22 protein-coding genes are annotated in these 22,852 nt (G+C 61.0%); 8 read left to right on the forward strand and 14 right to left on the reverse strand.

The window, feature by feature from the left end:
- Positions 1 to 51: 51 nt before the first annotated feature.
- Together KW841_RS28955 and KW841_RS28960 are read left to right on the forward strand one after the other, a co-directional pair.
- Positions 52 to 249 carry a cation transporter gene (locus tag KW841_RS28955; protein WP_007996466.1) on the forward strand — a complete coding sequence of 66 codons (198 nt, stop codon included), beginning with the start codon at positions 52 to 54 and terminating at the stop codon, positions 247 to 249.
- A gap of 90 nt (positions 250 to 339) precedes the next feature.
- Positions 340 to 1,536 (forward strand): multidrug effflux MFS transporter, encoded by a 1,197-nt coding sequence (locus KW841_RS28960; RefSeq protein WP_116582414.1) that lies wholly within the window; start codon positions 340 to 342, stop codon positions 1,534 to 1,536.
- 8 nt (positions 1,537 to 1,544) lie between these two features.
- Here the strand turns inward: KW841_RS28960 and KW841_RS28965 are convergent, their stop codons facing one another.
- Complete coding sequence (locus KW841_RS28965; RefSeq protein ID WP_007971850.1) at positions 1,545 to 1,718, reverse strand: hypothetical protein; 174 nt, start codon at positions 1,716 to 1,718, stop codon at positions 1,545 to 1,547.
- 236 nt (positions 1,719 to 1,954) lie between these two features.
- On the reverse strand, positions 1,955 to 2,968 hold the full coding sequence (locus KW841_RS28970; protein WP_218480702.1) for a zinc-binding alcohol dehydrogenase family protein: 1,014 nt from the start codon (positions 2,966 to 2,968) through the stop codon (positions 1,955 to 1,957).
- A 125-nt stretch (positions 2,969 to 3,093) separates the two neighbouring features.
- On the opposite strand from KW841_RS28970, the gene KW841_RS28975 reads away from it, so the two are divergent.
- A complete protein-coding gene (locus KW841_RS28975; protein ID WP_007971855.1) occupies positions 3,094 to 4,023 on the forward strand; it encodes a LysR family transcriptional regulator in 930 nt (309 codons plus the stop codon).
- A gap of 315 nt (positions 4,024 to 4,338) precedes the next feature.
- Positions 4,339 to 5,073 carry a helix-turn-helix transcriptional regulator gene (locus KW841_RS28980; RefSeq protein ID WP_007971857.1) on the forward strand — a complete coding sequence of 245 codons (735 nt, stop codon included), beginning with the start codon at positions 4,339 to 4,341 and terminating at the stop codon, positions 5,071 to 5,073.
- A 77-nt stretch (positions 5,074 to 5,150) separates the two neighbouring features.
- On the opposite strand, the gene KW841_RS28985 is transcribed toward KW841_RS28980, so the two are convergent.
- From KW841_RS28985 to KW841_RS28995, 3 genes are all read right to left on the reverse strand, one after another.
- Positions 5,151 to 6,104: an adenosine deaminase gene (locus KW841_RS28985; protein ID WP_116582411.1), complete on the reverse strand. Its 954-nt coding sequence runs from the start codon at positions 6,102 to 6,104 to the stop codon at positions 5,151 to 5,153.
- An 82-nt stretch (positions 6,105 to 6,186) separates the two neighbouring features.
- Positions 6,187 to 7,152: an isopenicillin N synthase family oxygenase gene (locus KW841_RS28990; RefSeq protein ID WP_218480703.1), complete on the reverse strand. Its 966-nt coding sequence runs from the start codon at positions 7,150 to 7,152 to the stop codon at positions 6,187 to 6,189.
- Positions 7,153 to 7,296: 144 nt separating this feature from the next.
- Positions 7,297 to 8,379 carry a BMP family ABC transporter substrate-binding protein gene (locus KW841_RS28995; protein ID WP_218480704.1) on the reverse strand — a complete coding sequence of 361 codons (1,083 nt, stop codon included), beginning with the start codon at positions 8,377 to 8,379 and terminating at the stop codon, positions 7,297 to 7,299.
- A gap of 277 nt (positions 8,380 to 8,656) precedes the next feature.
- On the opposite strand from KW841_RS28995, the gene KW841_RS29000 reads away from it, so the two are divergent.
- Complete coding sequence (locus KW841_RS29000; RefSeq protein ID WP_218480705.1) at positions 8,657 to 9,745, forward strand: calcium:proton antiporter; 1,089 nt, start codon at positions 8,657 to 8,659, stop codon at positions 9,743 to 9,745.
- 136 nt (positions 9,746 to 9,881) lie between these two features.
- Here KW841_RS29000 and KW841_RS29005 read toward each other — a convergent pair whose 3' ends face one another.
- The 3 genes from KW841_RS29005 to KW841_RS29015 all read right to left on the reverse strand — a co-directional run bounded on the left by KW841_RS29005 (position 9,882) and on the right by KW841_RS29015 (position 12,364).
- On the reverse strand, positions 9,882 to 11,240 hold the full coding sequence (locus KW841_RS29005; RefSeq protein ID WP_104451454.1) for an 8-oxoguanine deaminase: 1,359 nt from the start codon (positions 11,238 to 11,240) through the stop codon (positions 9,882 to 9,884).
- A gap of 259 nt (positions 11,241 to 11,499) precedes the next feature.
- Complete coding sequence (locus KW841_RS29010; RefSeq protein ID WP_218480706.1) at positions 11,500 to 12,189, reverse strand: SDR family oxidoreductase; 690 nt, start codon at positions 12,187 to 12,189, stop codon at positions 11,500 to 11,502.
- Between the two features lie 19 nt (positions 12,190 to 12,208).
- On the reverse strand, positions 12,209 to 12,364 hold the full coding sequence (locus tag KW841_RS29015) for a hypothetical protein (protein WP_218480715.1): 156 nt from the start codon (positions 12,362 to 12,364) through the stop codon (positions 12,209 to 12,211).
- Positions 12,365 to 12,446: 82 nt separating this feature from the next.
- On the opposite strand from KW841_RS29015, the gene KW841_RS29020 reads away from it, so the two are divergent.
- Positions 12,447 to 12,935: a hypothetical protein gene (locus tag KW841_RS29020; protein ID WP_218480707.1), complete on the forward strand. Its 489-nt coding sequence runs from the start codon at positions 12,447 to 12,449 to the stop codon at positions 12,933 to 12,935.
- On the opposite strand, the gene KW841_RS29025 is transcribed toward KW841_RS29020, so the two are convergent.
- From KW841_RS29025 to KW841_RS29050, 6 genes are all read right to left on the reverse strand, one after another.
- Positions 12,932 to 13,858 carry an ABC transporter permease gene (locus tag KW841_RS29025; RefSeq protein ID WP_218480708.1) on the reverse strand — a complete coding sequence of 309 codons (927 nt, stop codon included), beginning with the start codon at positions 13,856 to 13,858 and terminating at the stop codon, positions 12,932 to 12,934. The two genes, KW841_RS29020 and KW841_RS29025, sit on opposite strands and share 4 nt — an antisense overlap.
- Complete coding sequence (locus KW841_RS29030) at positions 13,858 to 14,964, reverse strand: ABC transporter permease (protein WP_218480709.1); 1,107 nt, start codon at positions 14,962 to 14,964, stop codon at positions 13,858 to 13,860. Before KW841_RS29030 ends, KW841_RS29025 begins: the two co-directional genes overlap by 1 nt.
- A gap of 11 nt (positions 14,965 to 14,975) precedes the next feature.
- On the reverse strand, positions 14,976 to 16,541 hold the full coding sequence (locus tag KW841_RS29035) for an ABC transporter ATP-binding protein (RefSeq protein WP_218480710.1): 1,566 nt from the start codon (positions 16,539 to 16,541) through the stop codon (positions 14,976 to 14,978).
- A 581-nt stretch (positions 16,542 to 17,122) separates the two neighbouring features.
- Entirely contained in the window at positions 17,123 to 17,704 is a 582-nt protein-coding gene (locus KW841_RS29040; protein ID WP_218480711.1) for a YigZ family protein, read from the reverse strand.
- Between the two features lie 6 nt (positions 17,705 to 17,710).
- On the reverse strand, positions 17,711 to 18,361 hold the full coding sequence (locus tag KW841_RS29045; RefSeq protein WP_218480712.1) for a TetR/AcrR family transcriptional regulator: 651 nt from the start codon (positions 18,359 to 18,361) through the stop codon (positions 17,711 to 17,713).
- Positions 18,362 to 18,556: 195 nt separating this feature from the next.
- On the reverse strand, positions 18,557 to 19,477 hold the full coding sequence (locus tag KW841_RS29050) for a LysR family transcriptional regulator (RefSeq protein ID WP_007971880.1): 921 nt from the start codon (positions 19,475 to 19,477) through the stop codon (positions 18,557 to 18,559).
- Positions 19,478 to 19,616: 139 nt separating this feature from the next.
- On the opposite strand from KW841_RS29050, the gene KW841_RS29055 reads away from it, so the two are divergent.
- Together KW841_RS29055 and KW841_RS29060 are read left to right on the forward strand one after the other, a co-directional pair.
- Positions 19,617 to 20,966: an aspartate aminotransferase family protein gene (locus KW841_RS29055; RefSeq protein WP_218480713.1), complete on the forward strand. Its 1,350-nt coding sequence runs from the start codon at positions 19,617 to 19,619 to the stop codon at positions 20,964 to 20,966.
- 74 nt (positions 20,967 to 21,040) lie between these two features.
- On the forward strand, positions 21,041 to 22,534 hold the full coding sequence (locus tag KW841_RS29060; protein WP_008021905.1) for a CoA-acylating methylmalonate-semialdehyde dehydrogenase: 1,494 nt from the start codon (positions 21,041 to 21,043) through the stop codon (positions 22,532 to 22,534).
- Positions 22,535 to 22,852 lie beyond the last annotated feature (318 nt).

Consider the following 22,852-nt stretch of genomic DNA (forward strand, 5'->3'; position numbering starts at 1 on the left):
CATGGTGGCAAGCTCGAAACTGGACTCAACCCTCGGAAAAGGAGTCATCCCATGCAAGTGTTCAACGTTGAAGGCATGTCTTGTGGCCACTGCGTCAAGGCCATCACTCAGGCTGTGCAGGCCAAGGACCCGGCAGCCAGTGTGCGGGTCGATCTGGCGGCTAAAGAGGTCGGTGTCGAAAGTGCGCTGACTGCCCAGCAAGTGATCGAGGCGATCAGCGAAGAGGGGTATGGCGTCAAACTGGCCTGATTTTGATAGTTAGCGAGCTACCGGAATGTTCAAGGCGTCCATGCGCGGCTAGACTGTCGGGCTGCTGACTCCTGCCTCACTGGATGCCTGATGAACTTCCGTACCATTCTGATTCTCGGCGCCTTGAGCGCTTTCGGTCCGCTGGCGATCGATTTCTACCTGCCGGCCTTCCCGGCCATGGCGCTGGCGTTCGGCACGGACGAAAATCACGTCCAGATGACGTTGGCGGCCTACTTCCTCGGCTTGTCCATCGGTCAGTTGGCCTATGGCCCGGTGGCGGATCGTTTCGGGCGACGCATTCCGTTGCTCGCCGGTGTCGGCCTGTTCACTGCTGCCTCGGTGGCGTGCGCCTATGCGCCGAACCTGGAATGGTTGATTGGTGCGCGTTTCGTCCAGGCGTTGGGTGGCTGCGCCGGCATGGTGATTTCCCGGGCGGTGGTCAGCGACAAATGTGATGCGGTGGGCTCGGCGAAAGTCTTTTCCCAGTTGATGCTGGTGATGGGGCTCGCGCCTATCCTCGCGCCCTTGCTGGGTGGGTTGCTGGTCAACACCACTGGCTGGCAGTCGATCTTCCTGGCCTTGACCGGGTTCAGTGCGTTGGCGGGGCTGGCGGTGGCGACGGGATTGCCGGAAAGCTTGCCGGCCCACATACCGCGCCAACCGCTGTCGGGCGCGTTGCGCCAGTACGGTCGGTTGCTGGCCGACCCGATATTTCTTGGCCACGCCTTGACCGGGGGCATCGCCATCGCCGGGATGTTTGCCTATATCGCCGGATCACCTTTCATCATCATCAAGCTCTACGGCGTTCCGGCCGAGCATTTCGGCTGGTTGTTCGGCACCAATGCGGCGGGCTTCATTCTGGTGGCGCAGGTCAACGCGCGGCTGCTGGCCAAACGTGGCCCGACGTTCTTGCTGGCGCGCGCGGTGTGGGTTTATCTCGCGGCCGGTCTGACCCTGCTCGCTGTCAGCGCTCTGCATCCGGCCCAGCTGTGGCCGCTGCTGATTCCATTGTTCATCTGTATTTCCAGCCTCGGTTGCATCAGCCCCAACGCCGCCGCCTGTGCGATGAGCGGGCAGGGCGCACGAGCCGGCAGCGCGTCGGCGCTGCTCGGTTGCCTGCAGTTCAGTGTGGCGGCCGGCGCCTCCGCGCTGGTGGGCATTTTGCACGATGGCAGCGCCGTGCCGATGGCCATGGTCATCAGCCTGTGCGGAGTTCTGGTGGTGAGCGCTGCAGTGCTCACCCGGCGTTTGCAAAATGCCCGGGCGCTGGCGCAAGCCCAGGCTTGAGGCCGGAATCAGCCGGCAGCGCGCTGCGGGTGGAGGATGGGAATCTGGTGAGGAGCCTGGATGCGGGCTTCGAGGGTACGCGTGAAAGCGCGAGCTTCTGCTTCGCTGCGGAACGTCACCGCATGCTGGTCTAAGCGGACTTGCCACTGGGATTTTGCCAATTCTTTTATCAGGATCTTCACAACGGATCACCTCTCGTAAAAGACGTTACGCAAAAGACTGCCTCGCAGGAGATTCGATTGTAGTCCTGAATACGAGCAGCATTGTGACAAGGATCAACTGTCGGACTGACGGTTTGTAACTAAAGAAAACACGACTTTTCGAGGGCACCCACAGGGATTGTCTGCGACCGGGATGTTCCGGTCGCAGACGAAAAAACGCAGAAACAATGAAATCAGGAAGGGTTTTTTTCAGCGTTTCAAAACCCTTCCAGCACAATCTTGCCCTTGGCCTTGCCGCTTTCCAGAAGGGCATGGGCACGGCGCAAATTGGCCGCATTGATCGTGCCGAAGTGTTCGCCCACCGTGGTTTTCAGTGTCCCGGCATCGATCAGCCAGGCGACGCGATTGAGCAGGTTGTGCTGCTCGATCATGTCCGCGGTTTCAAACAGGGAACGGGTGTACATGAACTCCCAGTGCAGCGACAGGCTCTTGCGCTTGAGCTTGGTCACGTCCAGCGACTTGGGGTCATCGATCAGCGCCAGCTTGCCTTGGGGGGCCAATGCCTCGACCAGTTGGTCCAGGTGCTGGTCGGTCTGGGTCAGGCTGGCGACGTGGGTGACCTGATCCACACCGGCCCGCTTGAGTGCTTCGCTCAGTGGCTGGCCATGGTCGATCACCAGGTCGGCACCCAGCTCTTTCACCCAGCTTTGGGTCTGCGCGCGCGAAGCGGTGCCGATGACTTTCAGGGCCGTCAGCTGGTGAGCCAGCTGCGTAAGAATCGAGCCCACGCCACCCGCCGCGCCGACGATCAACAGGCTCTGGCCTTCGTCGGTTTTGCCTTCGCGCACTTGCAGGCGTTCGAACAACAGTTCCCACGCCGTGATCGCGGTCAGCGGCAGGGCGGCGGCCTCGGCGAAACCAAGGGTCTTGGGCATATGGCCGACGATGCGTTCGTCCACCACATGCAATTCGCTGTTGCCGCCCGCCCGGGCGATGGAGCCGGCGTAAAACACCTTGTCGCCGACCGAGAACAGCGTCACATCACTGCCCACGGCCTTGACCACGCCAGCCACGTCCCAGCCCAGCACCTTGGCCGCACCGCCTTCGGGCTGGACGTTCTGGCGCACCTTGGTGTCCACCGGGTTGACCGAGATGGCTTTGACTTCCACCAGCAAGTCGCGAGGGCCGGCAACCGGCTCCGGCAGTTCGATGTCCTGCAGGGCTTTGTCATCACTGATCGGTAACGAGGCGTAGTAGGCAATGGCTTTCATGGGCGACTCCTGAATACTAATAAAGAAGCGATTCGATGGGGGAGATGATTGGCTATTTCTCCTGAAGATAAAACCGGCTAAAAGAGCAGTCTCTTTCAATGTTTTTTTGATAATCGGTGCTCTTGATGCTGCGTTTCGATGACTTGCAGTTGTTTGTCCGGGCGGCGGACCTGGGCAGTCTGTCCGCCGCCGCACGGGGCATGGACATGTCGGCGGCGGTGGCCAGTGCAGCGCTCAAGCGCATCGAACGGCAACTCGGCGCCCGTCTATTGGCCCGTTCGACCCGCAGCTTGCGCCTGACCGCCGAAGGCGAGGGCTTTCTCGAATACGCCCGCGCGGCCCTGAGCAATCTCGACGAGGGCCGGCGATTACTGGCCAGCGGTCAGGACCAGGTCAGCGGGGTTCTGCAACTGTCGGCGCCGTCGGACTTTGGCCGCCATCTGCTGTTGCCCTGGCTTGACCAGTTCCAGCGCGAGCATCCGAAACTGACCGTGCGCCTGCTGCTGGGGGATCGCATCGCCGACCTGTTCCGCCAGCCGGTAGACATTGCCCTGCGCTACGGTGAACCGGAAGACTCCAGCCTGGTGGCGCTGCCTATCGCCCCGCAGAACCGCCGGGTGTTGTGCGCCGCTCCCGACTATCTGGCTCGCCACGGCGAACCGCGGCATCTGGAGCAACTGGCACAGCACAATTGCCTGTTGTACATGCTCGGCAGCAGGGTCCACGATCACTGGAGTTTTCACGACGGCAAACGCGAAGTCAGCCTGACAGTCAGCGGCGATCGCTTCAGTGACGATGCCGATGTCGTTCGGCTTTGGGCCGTTGCCGGTGCCGGGATCGCCTACAAATCCTGGCTCGATGTCGCCGCCGATGTACTGGCCGGCCGCTTGAAGGTGCTGATGCCGGAACTGCTCTGCGAGCGCGCACCGTTGAATCTGTTGTGCGCCCATCGCGCACAACTGAGTAAGCCGGTGAACCTGTTGCGCGAAATGCTTGTCAGCCGATGCGCCCCGTTGAGCAGTCAATTTCCGGGCTTTTCGGATATCGATCATTAGTCGCACAAAAAAAGAGAAATTTCCCTCAGGAACGATCACCACCTATGCCGGGTGGAGGACAGGATCCGCCGACCAACCCGCATATACTAGCGCCCTCATCATGTCAGTAGCGTCGATCCCCCATGGCGGGTCCACGTTCGAGTCGGCCCGGCAGCACGGTCATCCTTCTGGCCTTCGCGGTATCGGCCAGGCAGCGCTAATGGGTGAGCAAGGCGTTGCCGGACTCTTGGCAGTTTCCGCGGATTGGCCGACGACACATTACTGGTCAAGATGTTTCTGGTCAGAAGACGAAACGATTCAACAGGGAGTGAATACATGGAACATGCACCTTGCATCAGCCAGATCGCCACATTGCTGGCTGACCCAAAGCGCAGCGCAATGATGTGGGCCTTGATGGATGGTTCGGCGCGAGCAACCGAAGAGTTGGCATTGCTGGCCGGCCTGTCACCGTCTTCGGCCAGTGCACACCTGGGACGTTTGTCCGCTGGAGGTCTGTTAAGGGTTGAAAACCGTGGCCGCAAACGCTTCTTCCGCCTGGCTGCCCCTGAGGTCGGGGCGGCAATCGAGGCGCTGGCCAGCGCGACCTTCGCCAGCGCGCCCCAGGATATTCCGGAGGTGTTCAAGCGCAATGCGCCACTCGTCAAACCTCGGGCTGTGCGCTCGTCACTGCTGAGTGCCCGGCTGTGCGACGATCACTTGGGGGGGACCCTGTCCGCCGACCTGTATCAGCGGCTGCTGGAAGCCGGCTGGATCGAACATTCGGATCAGCGGGTCACGGTCACGCTCAAGGGCGCGACGGAGTTAGCGGCACGGGGAGTGTTCATCCAGGCGCTGGCCCATCACAACGGCAGGGTTGCCTGTGCGTGCCCTGACTGGAGCGAAAGACGCCCGCACATGGGCGGCTCGCTGGGGGCGGCCTTGTTGCAGCTGTTCATGCAGTCGGGGTGGCTGAGCCTGCCCAACGATTCCCGAGCCTTGCAGGTGACGGCCTCCGGGCAACGCGAAATTCATCGCTTTGCCCTGGAGACCGAGCTGGAAATGGCGTTGTAGGCGCCGGTTTGCCGGCGATGGCGGCCTCCCATCCAGCATCGCTGGCAAGCCAGCTCCTACACGGTTTGCGTTTGCCCTTAGGGTTTCACCAACCGCGCATCGAGGCTGTTCTGCGCCAGGCGTCTGGCCTGGTCCTGGGTCATGCCCAGGTGGGTGTGCAGGGCATGGAAGTTCTCCGTGACATAACCGCCGAAGTACGCCGGGTCATCGGAGTTCACGGTCACTTTCACACCGCGTTCCAGCATGTCGAGTATGTTGTGCTGCGACATGTGATCGAACACGCACAACTTGGTATTCGACAGAGGGCACACGGTCAGCGGGATTTGCTCGTCAATGATCCGCTGCATCAGACGCTCGTCTTCGATGGCACGCACGCCATGGTCGATGCGCTGGATTTTCAGCAGGTCGATGGCTTCCCAGATGTACTCGGGCGGGCCTTCTTCACCAGCGTGGGCGACGGTCAGGAAGCCTTCGTGACGGGCACGGTCGAACACGCGCTGGAACTTGCTCGGCGGGTGCCCCATCTCCGAACTGTCCAGGCCCACGGCGACGAACGCATCGCGGAACGGCAGCGCCTGGTCGAGGGTTTTCTGTGCTTGGTCTTCGCTCAGATGGCGCAGGAAGCTCAGGATCAAACCGCTGGTGATGCCCAGTTGCTGCTCGCCATCCTTCAGCGCGGCGGCGATGCCGTTGAGCACCACTTCGAAGGGGATACCTCGGTCGGTGTGGGTCTGCGGGTCGAAGAACGGTTCGGTGTGAATCACGTTCTGCTCTTTGCAGCGCAGCAGGTATGCCCAGGTCAGGTCATAGAAGTCCTGGGAGGTGCGCAGCACATCGGCACCCCGGTAATACAGGTCGAGGAATTCCTGCAGGTTGTTGAAGGCATACGCCTTGCGCAAGGTTTCGACGTCGCTCCATGGCAAGGCAATCTTGTTGCGCTCGGCCAGGGCGAACAACAGCTCGGGCTCCAGCGAGCCTTCCAGGTGCAGGTGCAGTTCTGCCTTGGGCAGGGCGTTCAGCCAGTCATACATGATTCTTTTCTCATCAGGTGCAATGGTCGCCATTCTACAGAGGGTTGCCGCAACAATTGGTAAAACCTGACCAGGCGGTTCATCACACCGCTTCCTGTTCCCGTCGATAAGCGTAGGTATCGGCGAAGCGCGAGAGCAGGAACCCGGCGCAGGTGGTGGCCGGGTATTTCGCCGGGTGCAATGCATCCTGACAACCGGGCAGGCATTCGATGCGGGTATCCGGGTGCGGCTCGGCGAAGAACGGCATCGAATAGCGATCCACGCCGAGTGGGCTGATCACCCGGTGCGGCGTCGACAGGTAACGATCGTTGCTCCAGCGCGCCATCATGTCGCCGAGGTTGACCACGAACGTACCGTCGATCGGTGGCGCGTCGATCCATTCGCCTTTGACGTTGCGTACCTGCAAGCCACCGGCGGCGTCCTGATAGAGCAGGGTGATGCAGCCGTAGTCGGTATGGGCGCCGGCGCCTTGCTGCTCGGTGGAGCTGGCCGTGTGACGCGGCGGGTAGTGGATCAGGCGCAACACACTGACCGGGTCATTGAAGCGAGTGTCGAAGAAGTCGCGCTCAATTCCCAGCGCAATGGTCATTGCCCGCAACAGCGTTTGTGCGAGGGCCTGCATGTCGATGTAGTGTTGCTCCATCAGCGCTTCCCAACCGGGCAGGGACGGATGGCGATTGGGGCCGCGCAAGGGTTTTTCCGCCAGTACGTCGGGGTGGTCGGCCGGCAGGTGCAGGCCCATGTCGAAGGTTTCCTTGAGGTCGCTGGGTTTGCTCGGGTCCAACTGTTCGGTGGCGATGGCGCCGTAGCCGCGATGATGACGGGTCTGGGTGATGTCGATCTTGAGTTTTTCGGCAGTGGGTTGGGCGAAGAAGCGTTTGGCGTGGTCGAGCAGGGCGTGGATGCGCGCGGCACTGATTGGATGGCCCTTGATGTAGAAGAAACCCCACTCGCGGCAGGCGCGGTCGATGTGTGCGGCCACGGCTGGCCAGGCGTTCTGGTCGTCGTTGTAGAGCGGTGTGATGTCGATGATGGGAAGGCTGGTCATGCGCAATCCTTGAAAACACAATGGTTCCAATGTGGGAGCGGGCTTGCTCGCGAAAAGGCCGGTACATCCAACATCTCCGTTGTCTGACACACCGCATTCGCGAGCAAGCCCGCTCCCACAGGGGGTTGTGTGGTGGTTGAAGTGTTACTTCGGTATTTCCGCCTTCATGCCTTCCACGTAGTAGTTCATCGACGCCAGTTCCGCCGTGGTCGCGCTCACGCCCGCCGGGATTTTTTCGACGCCGGCCTGATCCTTGATCGGCCCGGTGAACGGCTGCAGCGTACCGCTCTTGATATTGGCGATGAGCTGTTCGGCTTCACTTTTCACCGCTGCCGGCACCAGGTCACTGATCGGCAGCTCAACCGTGCCTTCTTTCAAGCCGCCCCAGTAGTCCTGGGACTTCCAGTCATGATCGATCAGGCTTTGGGCTGCCTGAATGTAGTGCGGCCCCCAGTCGTTGACGATGGAGGTCAGCACCGCCTTCGGTCCGAAGTGCGCCATGTCCGAAGCGTAGCCCACCGCATACACGCCGCGACGTTCGGCGGCCTGGATCGGCGCCGGGCTGTCGGTGTGCTGGAACACCACGTCCACGCCCTGATCGATCAGGGCGTTGGCGGCATCCGCTTCCTTGCCCGGATCGAACCAGGAGTTGACCCACACCACCTTGATTTCGGTACCGGGGTTGTATTTGTTCAGGGCCAGCTGGATGGCGTTGATGTCGCGGATCACCTCCGGGATCGGGAACGAGGCGACATAACCGATCTTTCTGGTCTTGGTCATCTTCGCCGCGAGAAAGCCACTGACGTAGCGACCTTCATAGGTACGCGCCAGGTAGGTGCCGAGGTTCTTGTCCTGCTTGTAGCCGGTGGCGTGTTCGAAGGTCACCTGGGGAAACTGTTTGGCGACTTTCACGGTCGGGTTCATATAGCCGAAGGACGTGGTGAAGATCAGGTCGTATTTGTCCTTGGCCATGTTGCGGATCACCCGCTCGGCGTCGGCCCCTTCAGCGACGTTCTCCACGTAGTTGGTGGTGATCTGCGGGCCGAATTTTGCCGCGAGCGCCTTGCGTCCCTGTTCATGCTGATACGTCCAGCCGTGGTCGCCGATCGGGCCGATGTAGACGAAGCCGACTTTCAGCGGGTCGTTGGCACTGGCACTCAGGCTGGCGCCGAGACCGATGGCGGCGGTAACGGCGCAAAGCAGCTTCTTCAACGGACGGTTGTGCATGAATTGGAGCTCCATTTTGTTGTGTGGTTGGCAGGGGCAATGCAAATGGCTGACCAACCGGACAACAAAACCAAAAGATCGCAGCCTTCGGCAGCTCCTACAGAGGTACGCGAAGCCTGTAGGAGCTGCCGAAGGCTGCGATCTTTTTCAACACCAGAACCAACGCAGTGCATCTGACCAAACTCACGCCACCCTCTGGTGCGCTAAGGTAAAACGAAACGTTAACGCCACCCCGCAGTCAGTAGCTCATCGGCACCACTCGGCAAAAAGGCTCGCCATGCTCACCACCCTCAAGCAAGAAGGCTTCCTGCTGTTGGCGTTGATCGCCGCGTGCGTGGCCTATCCGCTGGAGCACTGGATGCTGCACAGCGGCCAGGTCATCGCACTGATCAGCGGGCTGGTGCTGATCGCCTTCATCGTCGCCGCCTCCATGCGCGTTGCCCATCAGGCCGAGTTGCTGGCGGAGAAGGTCGGTGATCCCTACGGCACGATGATCCTGACCCTGGCCGCCGTGCTGGTGGAAGTGGTGATCCTGGCGATCATGATGAGCAACGAAGCCTCGGCCACGCTGGTGCGCGATACGATCTACTCGGCGGTGATGCTCGACATCAATGGCATCCTTGGCCTCGCGGCGTTGATGGGCGGGCTCAAGCATGGCGAACAGTCCTATAACGACGATTCGGCGCGCAGTTACAGCGTGATGATTCTCACCGCCATGGGGGTCTCGATGGTGGTGCCGGAGTTCATTCCCGAAGCGCGATGGAAGCTCTATTCGGCCTTTACCATCGGCACGATGGTGGTGCTCTATGCCTTGTTCCTGCGCATGCAGGTCGGGCCGCACAGTTATTTTTTCAGCTACAGCTACCCGGACAAGCGCCGCAGGAAGGAACCCGGCGCGGAGCCGCAGCCGGTCAATCTGGTGCTCAGTATCGGCACCTTGGTGTTCGGGGTGGTGGTGATTGGCGCACTGGCCGAAGTGATGTCCAGTACCCTTGATCTGGGGCTGGAAGGGACGGGGGCACCGCCGGTGATTACGGCGATCCTGGTGGCGGCGATCTCTGCGGCGCCGGAGATCTTGACCGCGTTGCGCGCGGCATTGGCCAACCGCATGCAGTCGGTGGTCAACATCGCCATGGGCGCGTCACTGTCGACGGTGATCCTGACGGTGCCGGTGATGGAGGCGATGGCGCTCTATACCGGCCAGCCATTCCAGATGGCCATGACCCCGGTGCAGACCGTGATGGTGTTTCTGACCCTGATCGTCAGCGCGATCAATCTCAACGACGGCGAAACCAACGCCATCGAAGGGATGACCCATTTCGTGTTGTTTGCGACGTTTATCATGTTGTCGCTGCTGGGACTCTAAGCACCGCAAAACCAATGTGGGAGCGGGCTTGCTCCGGGCGGCGTTCCGACGAAGGCGTCGTACCAGTCAATACTCATGTGACTGACACTCCGCCTTCGCGAGCAAGCCCGCTCCCACAGTGTTAATCGGTGTTGTGTCAGGTCCCTGCAATCAACTGTCGCGCCGCCTGGCTGTGATCGGCAATCAAGCCCTTCAGGTCCAGCCCCTCGACCTGCCCGTCAATCACCCGCCACTTGCCGCCGACCATCACCCGATCCGCGCGATCGGCGCCGCACAGCAGCAGGGCCGAGACCGGATCATGGCTACCGGAGAAGCGCAGTTCATCGAGCTTGAACAGCGCCAGGTCGGCCTGCTTGCCCACCGCCAGTTCGCCGATATCGGTACGGCCCAACAGGCTGGCGGAGCCTTTGGTCGCCCAGCCGAGCACGCGTTCCGGGGTGATTTTCTCGGCGCCGTAGCGCAGGCGCTGGATGTACAGGGCCTGGCGTGCTTCGAGCATCATGTTCGAGGCATCGTTGGAGGCCGAACCGTCCACGCCCAGCCCCAGCAGGGCGCCGGCGTCAGTCAATTCGATGCTCGGGCAGATGCCCGAGGCCAGGCGCATGTTCGAACTCGGGCAATGGCAGATACCGGTCCCGGCGGCACCGAGGCGGGCGATCTCGTCCGGGTTGAAATGGATGCCATGGGCCAGCCAGGTGCGCGGGCCGAGCCAGCCGACGCTGTCCAGATAGTCCACGGTGCGCAGGCCGAAGCGTTGCAGGCAGAAATCTTCTTCGTCGAGGGTTTCTGCCAGGTGGGTGTGCAGGCGCACGTCGAGTTTGTTTGCCAGTTCGGCACTGGCCGACATGATTTCCGGGGTCACCGAGAACGGCGAGCAGGGTGCCAGGGCGATCTGGATTTGCGCGCCGTCACCGCGTTCGTGGTACTCGGCGATCAGCCGCTGGCTGTCGGCGAGGATCACTTCGCCTTCCTGCACGGTCTGTTGCGGCGGCAGGCCACCGTCCTTTTCACCGAGGCTCATGGAGCCGCGGGTGAGCATGGCGCGCATGCCCAGTTCGCGAACGCTCTCGACTTGCACGTCGATGGCATTTTCCAGGCCTTCCGGGAACAGGTAGTGATGGTCGGCGGCGGTGGTGCAGCCGGACAGCAGCAATTCGGCCAGTGCGACCTTGGTGGCGAGAGCGAGTTTTTCCGGGGTCAGGCGTGCCCAGACCGGGTACAGGGTTTTCAGCCATGGAAACAGCGGCTGATTGACCACCGGCGCCCAGGCGCGGGTCAGGGTTTGATAGAAGTGGTGATGGGTGTTGATCAGGCCCGGCAGGATCACATGCTCGCGAGCATCGAACACTTCATTGCACGGCGCGGATGGTTGTTGACCGGCGCCGAGTACTTCGACGATCAAGCCGTCTTGCAGCACCAGGCCGCCACGGGCATCGAGACCGTTGGAGGTGAAAATGGCGAGGGGATTTTTTAACCAGGTACGGGTCGCAGGCATGTTGGCCGGCTCCTCTGAAAGTTGGGTTCAGGGTTGCCAGCTCAGTGTTGCCCTGTCTGCTGATCCAGGTTCGCCGGGGAGGCGAGGTGGGGAGTTTCGATCAAAACACTGTTATGGGCAAGCCCGGCCCGACAGAACAACTCAAGACCTTGTGGGAGCGAGCTTGCTCGCGATAGCGGTGTGTCAGTCAAATCGTTGGTGGTTGTGCCGCCGTCATCGCGGGCAAGCCCGCTCCCACAGGGTAGTGTGTTGGCGGTAATTACCAGGGAATGGTCTCACCCCGGTAATTGATGAAGTGATGCCCGCCCTTGCCGACGTACGCATTCACCTGATCAACCAGGCCACGGGTGCTGGTTTCGACATCGATGTCCGCGCCTTCACCGCCCATGTCGGTCTTCACCCAACCAGGGTGCAGCGACAGCACAGTGAGCGTTGTGTCGCCCAACTGAGTGACGAAGCTGTTGGTCATGGAATTCAGTGCCGCCTTGCTGGCCTTGTACAGCGCCAGCTCCGGTGCATCGGGCATGGTCACGCTGCCCAGCACCGAACTCATGAACGCCAGCACGCCGCTGTCCGGGCGGATCTGTTCGACAAAACGCTGGGCCAGGTTGATCGGCGCCACGGCGTTGGTGAAAAACAGCTGACCGACGTCGGCCATTGTCGCGCCACCGTTCGGCGTCTGGACATCCGGCCCCTTGACCCCGGCATTGACGAACAACAGGTCAAACACCTCGCCCTTGAGTTGTTGGCTCAGGGCGGACACCGCGGGCTGATCGTCCATGTCGAGCTGTTCGATCCGCACCTTGCCCAGGGCCTGCAAGGCCTCGGCCTTTTGCGGGTCGCGCACGGTGGCGGTGACTTGCCAGCCATCGGCCAGCAGGGTTTTCACCAGCCCGAGGCCAAGCCCCCGGGAGGCGCCGATGATGAGTGCGGTTTTTGCCTTGGACATGCGTGGCTTCCTTGAAAGTTCAGGATCGTGGATTCAATGGACACTGTTGCCCGAGCCGTTGTTGCAATTCTTCGCGTAGCGCGCCGAGTTCGGCCATGCGGGCTTCGATCAGTTTGAGTTTGTCTTGCAGCCGTTGCGTGACGGCGCTGGCCCGGGCTGATTCACCGATGCACATCAGGACGTCTCGAAGGGGCTTGACCCTGGAGCATACTCCAGGCTTTAGCCTTGTTGCTCCCTGAATTGATGGAGCAATGACGATGTGGACTACAGCGCAATATCGCCGGTTGGTGCAAGGCAGTGCCTGGTATGACTTGTTGGTGACGATGGCGTTTGTCACGCCGTGGAGTTTTGCGGCGTTGCATGGAGTTTTGACTGCGCTGAGCCAGGCATTGAGTTTGCCGGGTGAGCTGCCACCGTTCGAACCGGTGCACATGTTGATGGCGAATCTGTTGGGCTCGATCGTCTGCGTATGGTCGGTGCTGCGGATTCGTGATCCGCAGCAGGCTTTCGGGCGGTATGACGCCGTGGCCAGATTTCTGTTCTCGGCCTGGCAGGCTTATGCCTTGATCCAGAGTGCGAGTTCATTGTTGGTGGTTTTTCTGGTGTTTGAATTGGCGTGGGGCGTGGCTCAGGTGTTGCCTGTTCGGGCCCCTTCGCGGGCAAGCCCGCTCCCACAGGGATTGCGCCGGACTCGGTTATGTGGGAGCGAGCCTGCTCGCGAAGAGGCCCGCCCAGGCACAGCCTAATGCCCAGCCTGCCACGGCTGCCCCAACGACACCGGCGCATACAACCGTGTCCGCAGCGCATCCCGTGACAACAGCACCAGTACCACAATGGTCGCGACATACGGCAGCATCGCCAGCAGGCTCGACGGAATCGCCAGCCCCAATCCCTGCGCCACCAGGTGCAGGATGCTGGCGAGTCCGAACAGGTACGCGCCGAGCAGCAGGCGCCACACCCGCCAACTGGCAAACACCACCAGCGCCAGGGCAATCCAGCCGCGCCCGGCGCTCATGTTCTCCGCCCACATCGGTGTGTACGCCAGGGACAGATAGGCCCCGGCCAACCCGGCCATCGCGCCACCAAACAACACCGCCAACGTACGCACTGACAACACCGGCAAACCCATGGCACTGGCGGCAGCGGGATTTTCTCCAACGGCTTGAATGATCAGCCCGACTCGGCTTTTCAGAAGGACCCAGGCCACCAGCGCAAACAGTGCGAACGACAGATAGACCAACAGGTCCTGGGCAAACAGCATCCGCCCGATCAGCGGGATCTCGCTCAGATAGGGAATCGCCAAGGGTTCGAAACCCGCCAGCGGTTTGCCGACCCAGGCCGCACCGACAAAAGTCGAGAGGCCCACACCGAAAATCGTCAGGGCCAGACCGGTGGCCACCTGATTGGCATTGAACACCAACGCCACCAGCGCAAACAGCGATGACAGCAGCATCCCGGCGAGCATCGCCAGCACTACGCCGAGCCACAGGTGCCCGGTATTGAACGCGACGATGAAACCGATCACCGCGCCAAACAGCATCATGCCTTCCTGGCCCAGGTTGAGGACGCCGCTTTTCTCGCAGATCAGTTCCCCCAGCGCCACCAACAGCAACGGCGTACCGCAGCGGACCATGGCGTAGAAAATATTGCTCAGCAGATCGATATCCATCACAACGCTCCTGCATGTACGGCGGTGGCTTGGGCGCGGCGGGTCCAGCGCAGGTTCAGGCGCGGCCGGTAGAGAATCAGCACGTCACTGGCCAGCAGGAAAAACAGCATCATGCCCTGGAACAATTGGGTGATCGCTTGCGGCAGGTTCAGGCTCATTTGTGCGCTTTCGCCGCCGATGTACAGCAGCGCCATCAACAGGCTGGAAAACAGGATCCCGAGCGGATTCAGGCGGCCGAGAAACGCCACGGTGATCGCCGCATAGCCGTAGCCCGGCGAGACCTGCGGCACCAACTGACCGATCGGCCCGGTGACTTCGCACACACCGGCAAGGCCAGCCAAGCCGCCGCTGATCAACAGCGCGAGCCAGATCAAACGCTTCTCGCGAAAGCCGACGAATCCGGCGGCCCGCTTGTCCAGCCCGAGCACCTTGATCTGGAAACCGACGAAGCTTTTCTGCAACAGCACCCACACCGCCACCAAGGCGAGCAGGGCGAAATACACCCCGGCATGAACCCGTCCATCCTCCATCAGGAGCGGCAAGCGGCTGGCATCCCCGAACATCGCTGACTCGGGGAAATTGAACCCGGCGGGATCCTTCAACGGACCGTGAACGCAGAACAGCAACAGGTTCAGCGCGATGTAGTTGAGCATGATGCTGGTCAGGATTTCATTGGCGTTGAAGCGCGTGCGCAACCACGCCGTCAGCCCGGCCCAGGCAGCACCGGCCAGGGTGCCGGTAAGCAGGATCAGCACTAGCGCCCAGCGGCTTTGCATATCGATGATATTGACTGCCAGCGCACTGCCGGCCAATGCACCGAGCAGCAGTTGACCTTCGGCACCGATGTTCCAGATGCGCGCCTGGTAGGCGACGGCCAGGCCCAATGCGCACAGCAGGATCGGCAGGGCTTTGACCAGCAATTCAGAGACGCCATACAGGTCGCTGACCGGCGCGATCAGCAGCGTGTGCAAGGTCAGCAGCGGGTCATGCCCGAGCGCGATGAACAACAACGATCCACAGCCCAGGGTCAGCGCAGCCGCCAGCAACGGCGAGCACCACAGCATCAGCCGCGATTGCTGGCCGCGGGGTTCAAGAGAAAGCAGCATGTGACACTCCGTTAGCGCGTGGCGGATGCGAGTGATTGAGGGGCTGCGAACTGGCCGGCCATCCAGCCGCCGACATCGCTCAGGCGCGTATCGACCGTGGCGTGGAGCGCCGACAGTCGACCGCCGCACAAGGCGCCGAGGCGGTCGCTGATCTGGAACAGTTCGTCGAGGTCTTCGGAAATCACCAGGATCGCCGCGCCGGCATCGCGCAAGGCAATCAAGGCGCGATGAATGGTGGCGGCCGCGCCGACGTCCACCCCCCAGGTCGGGTGCGCGGCGACCAGTAGTTTGGGTTGCTGAAGGATTTCCCGGCCGAGGATGAACTTCTGCAGGTTGCCACCGGACAGGCTGCGGGCCGGGGTCTGGCTATCGGGTGCCTTGACCCCGAAACGGCGGATGATTTCCTCGGCCAGCGTTTCGACTCTGCTGCGCCGGATCAGACCCTTGCTCACCAGACCTTGCTGGAAAGCGGTCAATAGCGCGTTGTCTGCCAGGCTCAACTCCGGCACCGCGCCATGGCCCAGGCGTTCGGCGGGGACAAAGCTCAGGCCCAGTCTGCGACGTGCGTCGGGGTGTAAATGGGCAACCGGTTCCTGGCCAAAGCGCAGGGTTGCGCCTTCGTTGCGATTGAGGCGTTGTTCGCCGCTGAGCAAGGCCAGCAGCTCGTCCTGGCCATTGCCCGCGACACCGGCGATGCCGACGATTTCGCCGCTGCGCACTTCAAGATTGATGTCCTTGAGCGAGCACCCGAACGGGTCCGGGTTGTGCCAGGACAATCCGCGTACCTCAAGGAACGCATCACTCCCGGTCACCTTCGGGTAGTTTGCGTTCAGCTCGGCCGCCTCACCGACCATCAGGCGCGCCAGTTGCTGATCCGTACAGTCGGCTGGCACGCAATGTCCGGTCACGCGCCCGCCGCGCAGTACCGTCGCGCTCTGGCACAACGCGCGGACTTCCCCGAGCTTGTGGCTGATGAACAAAATGCTGCAGCCCTCGGCGGCGAGCCGGCGCAGGGTGACGAACAAGTCGTCGGCCTCTTGCGGCGTCAGCACCGAAGTCGGTTCATCGAGAATCAACAGGCGGATGTCCTGCATCAGGCAGCGAATGATTTCCACCCGTTGCCGTTCCCCGATCGACAGGCTGTGGACAAGTCGCTCCGGTTCCAGCGCCATGCCATAGCGCCGGGACACCTCGCGAATCTTTGGCTCAAGTTGTTTGGGTGTGCCTGCCGCCGCGCCCATGGCCAGGGCGATGTTCTGTGCCACGCTCAAGGTTTCGAACAGCGAGAAGTGCTGGAACACCATGCCGATGCCCAAACTCCGGGCCTGGGCCGGGTTGCGCAGGGTTACCCGCTGACCTTGCCAGATCACCTCGCCCGAATCGGCCTGGGTGACGCCGTAGATGATTTTCATCAGCGTGCTTTTGCCTGCGCCGTTTTCCCCAAGCAGGGCATGGATCTCGCCAGGGGCAATGGTCAGGTCGATGGCATCGTTGGCCAGGCAACCGGGGTAGCGTTTGCTGATCCTGCGCAGTTGCAGGCGCGGAACCGGATCCGGGATTGGAGCGTGATTGGGCATGACAGGCTCGGTGCTGTTGGACTTGTGCCTGTGGATAAAGCAATTTTCTGGCCATCAGGTCAGGAAAATACTCAGGTCCTGTGAGCCGAGGCGTTGAGCCCGCAGCTTTCAAATGTGCCACGCAGAGCCCGGCACCACATAGGGGCAACGGCGCAAATCAAGCCCCGATTTTGCTCGTGGGCTTTTGCTTAAAAAATGATCAATCGACCACAAGCCATACCGTGCAGGGTGCCGAGACGGCCATGAACGGGTTATCCACAGATTGCTCCACAGTATTTGTGCGCAAGCTCAAGGCAAGGGCATAAGCACTGGGTGGCTTTCTTCTAAAGGTGATAAATCGCCGTAACTGCTTGTTTTTACTTGAATTTGATGTGCTTGATGGCAGATTGGACGAAAATTGAGCAAAGTCCGCAAAGCCGCATGACAGAAGGGTTACAGCGGTATGTGCTCAGGTTATCCACAGCCGGGTGCACAGCAGATGTGGGCAAATATGGAATAAGTGCATAAACGGCGTGCCCCAAAAGATCGCAGCACGATCCCATGTAGGAGCTGCCGAAGGCTGCGATCTTTTGCTCTTGTTTTCAGCGCTGCAAAAGAATGCGTCCACGACTCAAATCGGCCAGCTGTGACTGCAAGGTATCGATCTGCGCATCGCCTACCGCCAACTGCAACTCGACACCGTTGGCGGTGAAGCTTTCATCCACAACCAGTCCACCTGCTTCCGCCACCCGCAGCTTGACCAGGGCCAGCTCGGCAAACCCGCAAGCGCAACGCAACGGCACCCGGCTGATCAACTCAAGCTTTGGCGCCGCTTGCAGGCATTTGTTCGCACCGCCGCCATAGGCCCGGGCGAGACCACCGGTGCCCAGTTGGATGCCGCCGTACCAGCGAATCACCAGCACCGCGACCTGATCACAATCCTGTGCCTCTATCGCCGCCAGAATCGGCCGACCTGCAGTGCCGCCGGGTTCGCCATCATCGGTGCTGCGATATTGATCGCCGAGCCTCCACGCCCAGCAGTTGTGCGAGGCATTCAAGTCACTGTGCTGCTCAATGAACGCCTGGGCCTCGGCCGGGCTGGAGATCGGCGCGGCGAAGGTGATGAAGCGGCTCTTGCGAATCTCTTCGCGGTATTCGCAAAAACCGCTGAGGGTAAAAGGCATATGTATTTAGATGGCAGGTTTCAGGCCGCAGCCCTTGAGGATGATGCGGATCAGGTTGTCCCCGGCGTCTTCCATGTCCTGTTTGGTCAACCGGGTGCGCCCGGTGACGCGGCAGATCTGCGTGGCGAAGTCGGCGTAATGCTGGGTGCTGCCCCACAACAGGAAGATCAGGTGCACCGGATCGACCGGGTCCATTTTACCGGCGTCGATCCAGGCCTGGAACACGCCCGCACGGCCCTGGAACCAGGCGCGATAGTCCTGGTTGAAATACTCGGTCAGGCATTCACCGCCACTGATGACTTCCATGGCGAAAATCCGCGAGGCTTGCGGCTGGCGGCGGGAGAACTCCATTTTCGCGCGAATGTAACGGGTCAAGGCCTCGGTCGGATCATCCTCGGCCGTAAGGGTGTTGAAAGTGCTGTCCCACAACTCGATGATGTTGCTCAGCACCGCCACGTACAAACCGAGCTTGTTGGTGAAGTAGTAATGCAGGTTTGCCTTGGGCAGCCCGGCGTTCTGGGCGATGGTGTTCATGCTCGTGCCTTTGTACCCGTGACGGGCGAACTCGTCTTCGGCGGCTTTGATGATGGTCTCTTCGTTCTTCTGACGAATGCGGCTGACGGGTTTTCCGCCGTGGGCTGGGACTTCAAAGGTCATAAGCACTTCCGAACAGGTAGGTGGGACGGCCAGTGCGTTGATAGCGTACCCACCGACTTCAAACAAGTCCTCACACAATAAAACCCTACACCACAATCCACTGTGGGAGCGGGCTTGCTCGCGAAGGCGGTGTGTCAGCTATGCAGATATCGACTGACACGGCCTCTTCGCGAGCAAGCCCGCTCCCACAGTTTTTCAGCGAGTCGCGGCCAGGCTCTCGAGAAAACTCTCCAGCACCAGATGCGGTCGACGGCCCTTGCGTGTGACCGACGCCAGGCTCAGGTCATAGAAGCGCGTTTTGGCTTTCAACGCTCGCAACCGGCCCTGCTGCACCCAAAGACTTGCATAGTGATCCGGCAGATAACCGATATAGCGTCCGGTCAGGATCAGGAACGCCATACCCTCGCGGTCCGAGGCACTGGCGGTGCAATTGAGCGCCTGGTAGTGAGCCTGGATTTCCGCCGGTAAGCGGAAGGTGGGGGCGATGGCGTCCTGACTGTTCAGGCGCTCGTCGTCCAGTTGTTTGTCGTCGACATAAAACAGCGGATGGCCGACCGCGCAGTACAGCAGCGAGCGTTCGCTATACAGCGGTTGATATTCCAGCCCGGAAAGCGCGCTGGCCTGCGGCACCACGCCGACGTGCAGGCGGCCGTCGAGCACGCCTTGTTCGACTTCATTGGGCGCGATCATGCGGATCTGGATCTGCACGTCCGGGCCGCGCTCTTTCAACTGCGCGAGGGCATGGGTGATGCGCATGTGTGGCAGGGTGACCAGGTTATCCGTCAGGCCAATGATCAATTCGCCACGCAAGTGCTGGTGCAGGCCGTTGACCTCGGTGCGGAAGCTTTCCAGCGCACTTAACAGTTGCAGTGCCGATTGATAGACCTCGCGGCCTTCTTCGGTCAGGGAAAAACCGGCGCGTCCACGTTGGCACAGGCGCAGGCCGAGGCGTTGCTCCAGATCGCTCATCTGCTGGCTGATCGCTGAACGACCGATGCCCAGCACGGTTTCCGCTGCGGAGAAGCCGCCGCATTCCACCACACTGCGAAAGATCCTCAGCAGGCGAATATCAAAGTCGCTGACCTGGGCCAGCGGATCGGGACGGCGAGTGCTCATGCGGGTTACTCGAAAGTTTAGCGATTGGCTGACTGAACATTAGAAGAGTTGCATTTCACCGACTTTATCCCCGTGGCAATTTAGCTGCAACAACGGTTTTCAATCATTACGCCGCTTATTGCCTTGCGAGGTTTTGCCCATGAACTTGCCTGAAAACGCCCCGACTTCGCTGGCCAGCCAGCTCAAGCTCGATGCTCACTGGATGCCTTACACCGCCAACCGCAACTTCCAGCGCGACCCGCGCCTGATCGTTGGCGCCGAAGGCAGCTGGCTGATCGACGACAAGGGCCGCAAGGTGTATGACTCGCTGTCGGGTCTGTGGACCTGTGGCGCCGGCCACACCCGCAAGGAAATCCAGGAAGCGGTCGCCAGGCAACTGGGCACGCTCGATTACTCGCCAGGCTTCCAGTACGGTCATCCGCTGTCGTTCCAGCTGGCCGAGAAAATCACCGACCTGACCCCGGGCAACCTGAACCACGTGTTCTTCACCGACTCGGGCTCCGAGTGTGCTGACACCGCGGTGAAGATGGTCCGTGCCTACTGGCGCCTGAAAGGCCAATCGACCAAAACCAAGATGATCGGCCGTGCCCGTGGCTACCACGGTGTGAACATCGCCGGCACCAGCCTCGGCGGCGTGAACGGCAACCGCAAACTGTTCGGTCAGGCGATGATGGACGTCGACCACCTGCCGCACACTCTGCTGGCAAGCAACGCCTACTCCCGTGGCATGCCGGAGCAGGGTGGCATCGCCCTGGCTGACGAACTGCTCAAGCTGATCGAACTGCACGATGCGTCTAACATCGCGGCGGTATTCGTCGAGCCATTGGCCGGTTCCGCTGGCGTGCTGGTTCCGCCACAGGGTTACCTCAAGCGTCTGCGTGAAATCTGCGACCAGCACAACATCCTGTTGGTGTTCGACGAAGTGATCACCGGTTTCGGCCGTACCGGCACCATGTTCGGCGCCACCACCTTCGGCGTGACCCCGGACCTGATGTGCATTGCCAAGCAAGTCACCAACGGCGCGATCCCGATGGGCGCGGTGATTGCCAGCTCCGAGATCTACCAGACCTTCATGAATCAGCCGACGCCTGAGTACGCGGTTGAGTTCCCCCATGGCTACACCTATTCGGCACACCCGGTGGCTTGCGCCGCTGGCCTGGCAGCACTCGACCTGCTGCAAAAGGAAAACCTGGTACAGAGCGTGGCCGACGTCGCACCGCATTTCGAAAATGCGCTGCACGGCCTCAAAGGCACCAAGAACATTATCGACATCCGCAACTTCGGCCTGGCCGGTGCGATCCAGATCGCACCACGTGACGGCGATGCGATCGTGCGTCCGTTCGAAGCCGGCATGGCGCTGTGGAAAGCCGGGTTCTACGTACGCTTCGGCGGCGACACCCTGCAGTTCGGCCCAACCTTCAACAGCAAGCCGCAGGACCTGGATCGTCTGTTCGACGCGGTCGGCGAAGTGCTGAGCAAGATCGACTGATTTCTCCTTCTATATACCTATAAACAACGGGCGTCCGGGAACGGGCGCCTGTGGACAACTTTTCAGGAGCTTCCATGAGCGTTATTCCGCATTTGATCAATGGCGAACTGGTGACCGAGAACGGTCGCGCGGTTGATGTGTTCAACCCGTCTACCGGCCAGGCTATTCACAAGTTGCCGCTGGCGACCCGCGAAACCATCCAGAGCGCCATCGACGCGGCCAAGGCTGCATTCCCGGCCTGGCGCAACACGCCGCCGGCCAAGCGTGCCCAGGTGATGTTCCGCTTCAAGCAACTGCTGGAGCAGAACGAAGCTCGTATCGCGCAACTGATCAGCGAAGAGCACGGCAAGACCCTGGAAGATGCTGCCGGTGAACTGAAGCGCGGCATCGAGAACGTCGAGTTCGCTTGCGCGGCTCCGGAAATCCTCAAGGGCGAGTACAGCCGCAACGTCGGCCCGAACATCGATGCCTGGTCTGACTTCCAGCCGTTGGGCGTTGTCGCCGGCATCACGCCGTTCAACTTCCCGGCCATGGTGCCGCTGTGGATGTACCCGCTGGCGATCGTCTGCGGCAACTGCTTCATCCTCAAGCCGTCCGAGCGTGACCCGAGCTCGACGCTGCTGATTGCCCAGTTGCTGCTGGAAGCCGGTTTGCCTAAAGGCGTACTGAGCGTGGTGCACGGCGACAAGACTGCGGTGGATGCGTTGATCGAAGCGCCGGAAGTCAAGGCGCTGAGCTTTGTCGGTTCTACGCCGATTGCCGAATACATCTACTCCGAAGGCACCAAGCGCGGCAAACGCGTTCAGGCCCTGGGTGGGGCGAAGAACCACGCCGTGCTGATGCCGGATGCGGATCTGGACAACGCTGTCAGCGCACTGATGGGCGCGGCTTACGGTTCTTGCGGTGAGCGCTGCATGGCGATCTCCGTGGCCGTGTGTGTCGGTGACCAGGTCGCAGACGCCCTGGTGGCCAAACTGGTTCCGCAAATCCAGGCGCTGAAAATCGGTGCCGGTACTTCCTGCGGTCTGGACATGGGCCCTCTGGTGACTGGCCAGGCTCGTGACAAAGTCAGCGGTTATGTAGAAGACGGCGTAGCCGCCGGCGCGACGCTGGTGGTGGATGGTCGCGGCCTGACCGTGGCCGGTCATGAAGAAGGCTTCTTCCTGGGTGGTTGCCTGTTCGACAACGTCACGCCAGAGATGCGTATCTATAAAGAAGAGATCTTCGGGCCGGTGTTGTGCGTTGTTCGGGTCAACAGCCTGGAAGAAGCCATGCAGCTGATCAACGATCACGAGTATGGCAACGGCACCTGCATCTTCACCCGTGACGGCGAAGCGGCGCGGTTGTTCTGCGACGAGATCGAAGTCGGCATGGTCGGCGTCAACGTACCGTTGCCGGTGCCGGTCGCCTATCACAGCTTCGGCGGCTGGAAGCGTTCGCTGTTCGGCGACCTGCATGCCTACGGCCCGGATGGCGTGCGTTTCTACACCCGCCGCAAGGCCATCACCCAGCGCTGGCCGCAGCGTGCGAGCCATGAAGCTTCGCAGTTCGCGTTCCCTAGCTTGTAAGTAGAAGGGCGTAGAAGGCCGACCCATTGGGTCGGCCTTTTTGTTTTAGAGGCTTTTTTGACCTATATGACAGATTTGTGAAAAACAGTGCTTGACGGCAGATTCTGGAGGCCTATAATTCGCCCCACTTCCGGCGCAGTCGAAACGGAAAACTCCTTGGTAAACAAAGAGTTACGCAGTTTTCGGCAGCGGGTTGCTTCAGGTCATCGAAGCCGAAAGGAAGTTGAAAAAGAGGTGTTGACAGCAGCGAGTAACGCTGTAGAATTCGCCTCCCGCTGACGAGAGATCGAAAGCGCAAGTGGTTGAAGTTGTTAAGGA

The sequence above is a fragment of the Pseudomonas sp. PDM28 genome, assembly GCF_019219115.1.
Lineage (GTDB): Bacteria > Pseudomonadota > Gammaproteobacteria > Pseudomonadales > Pseudomonadaceae > Aquipseudomonas > Aquipseudomonas laurylsulfatiphila.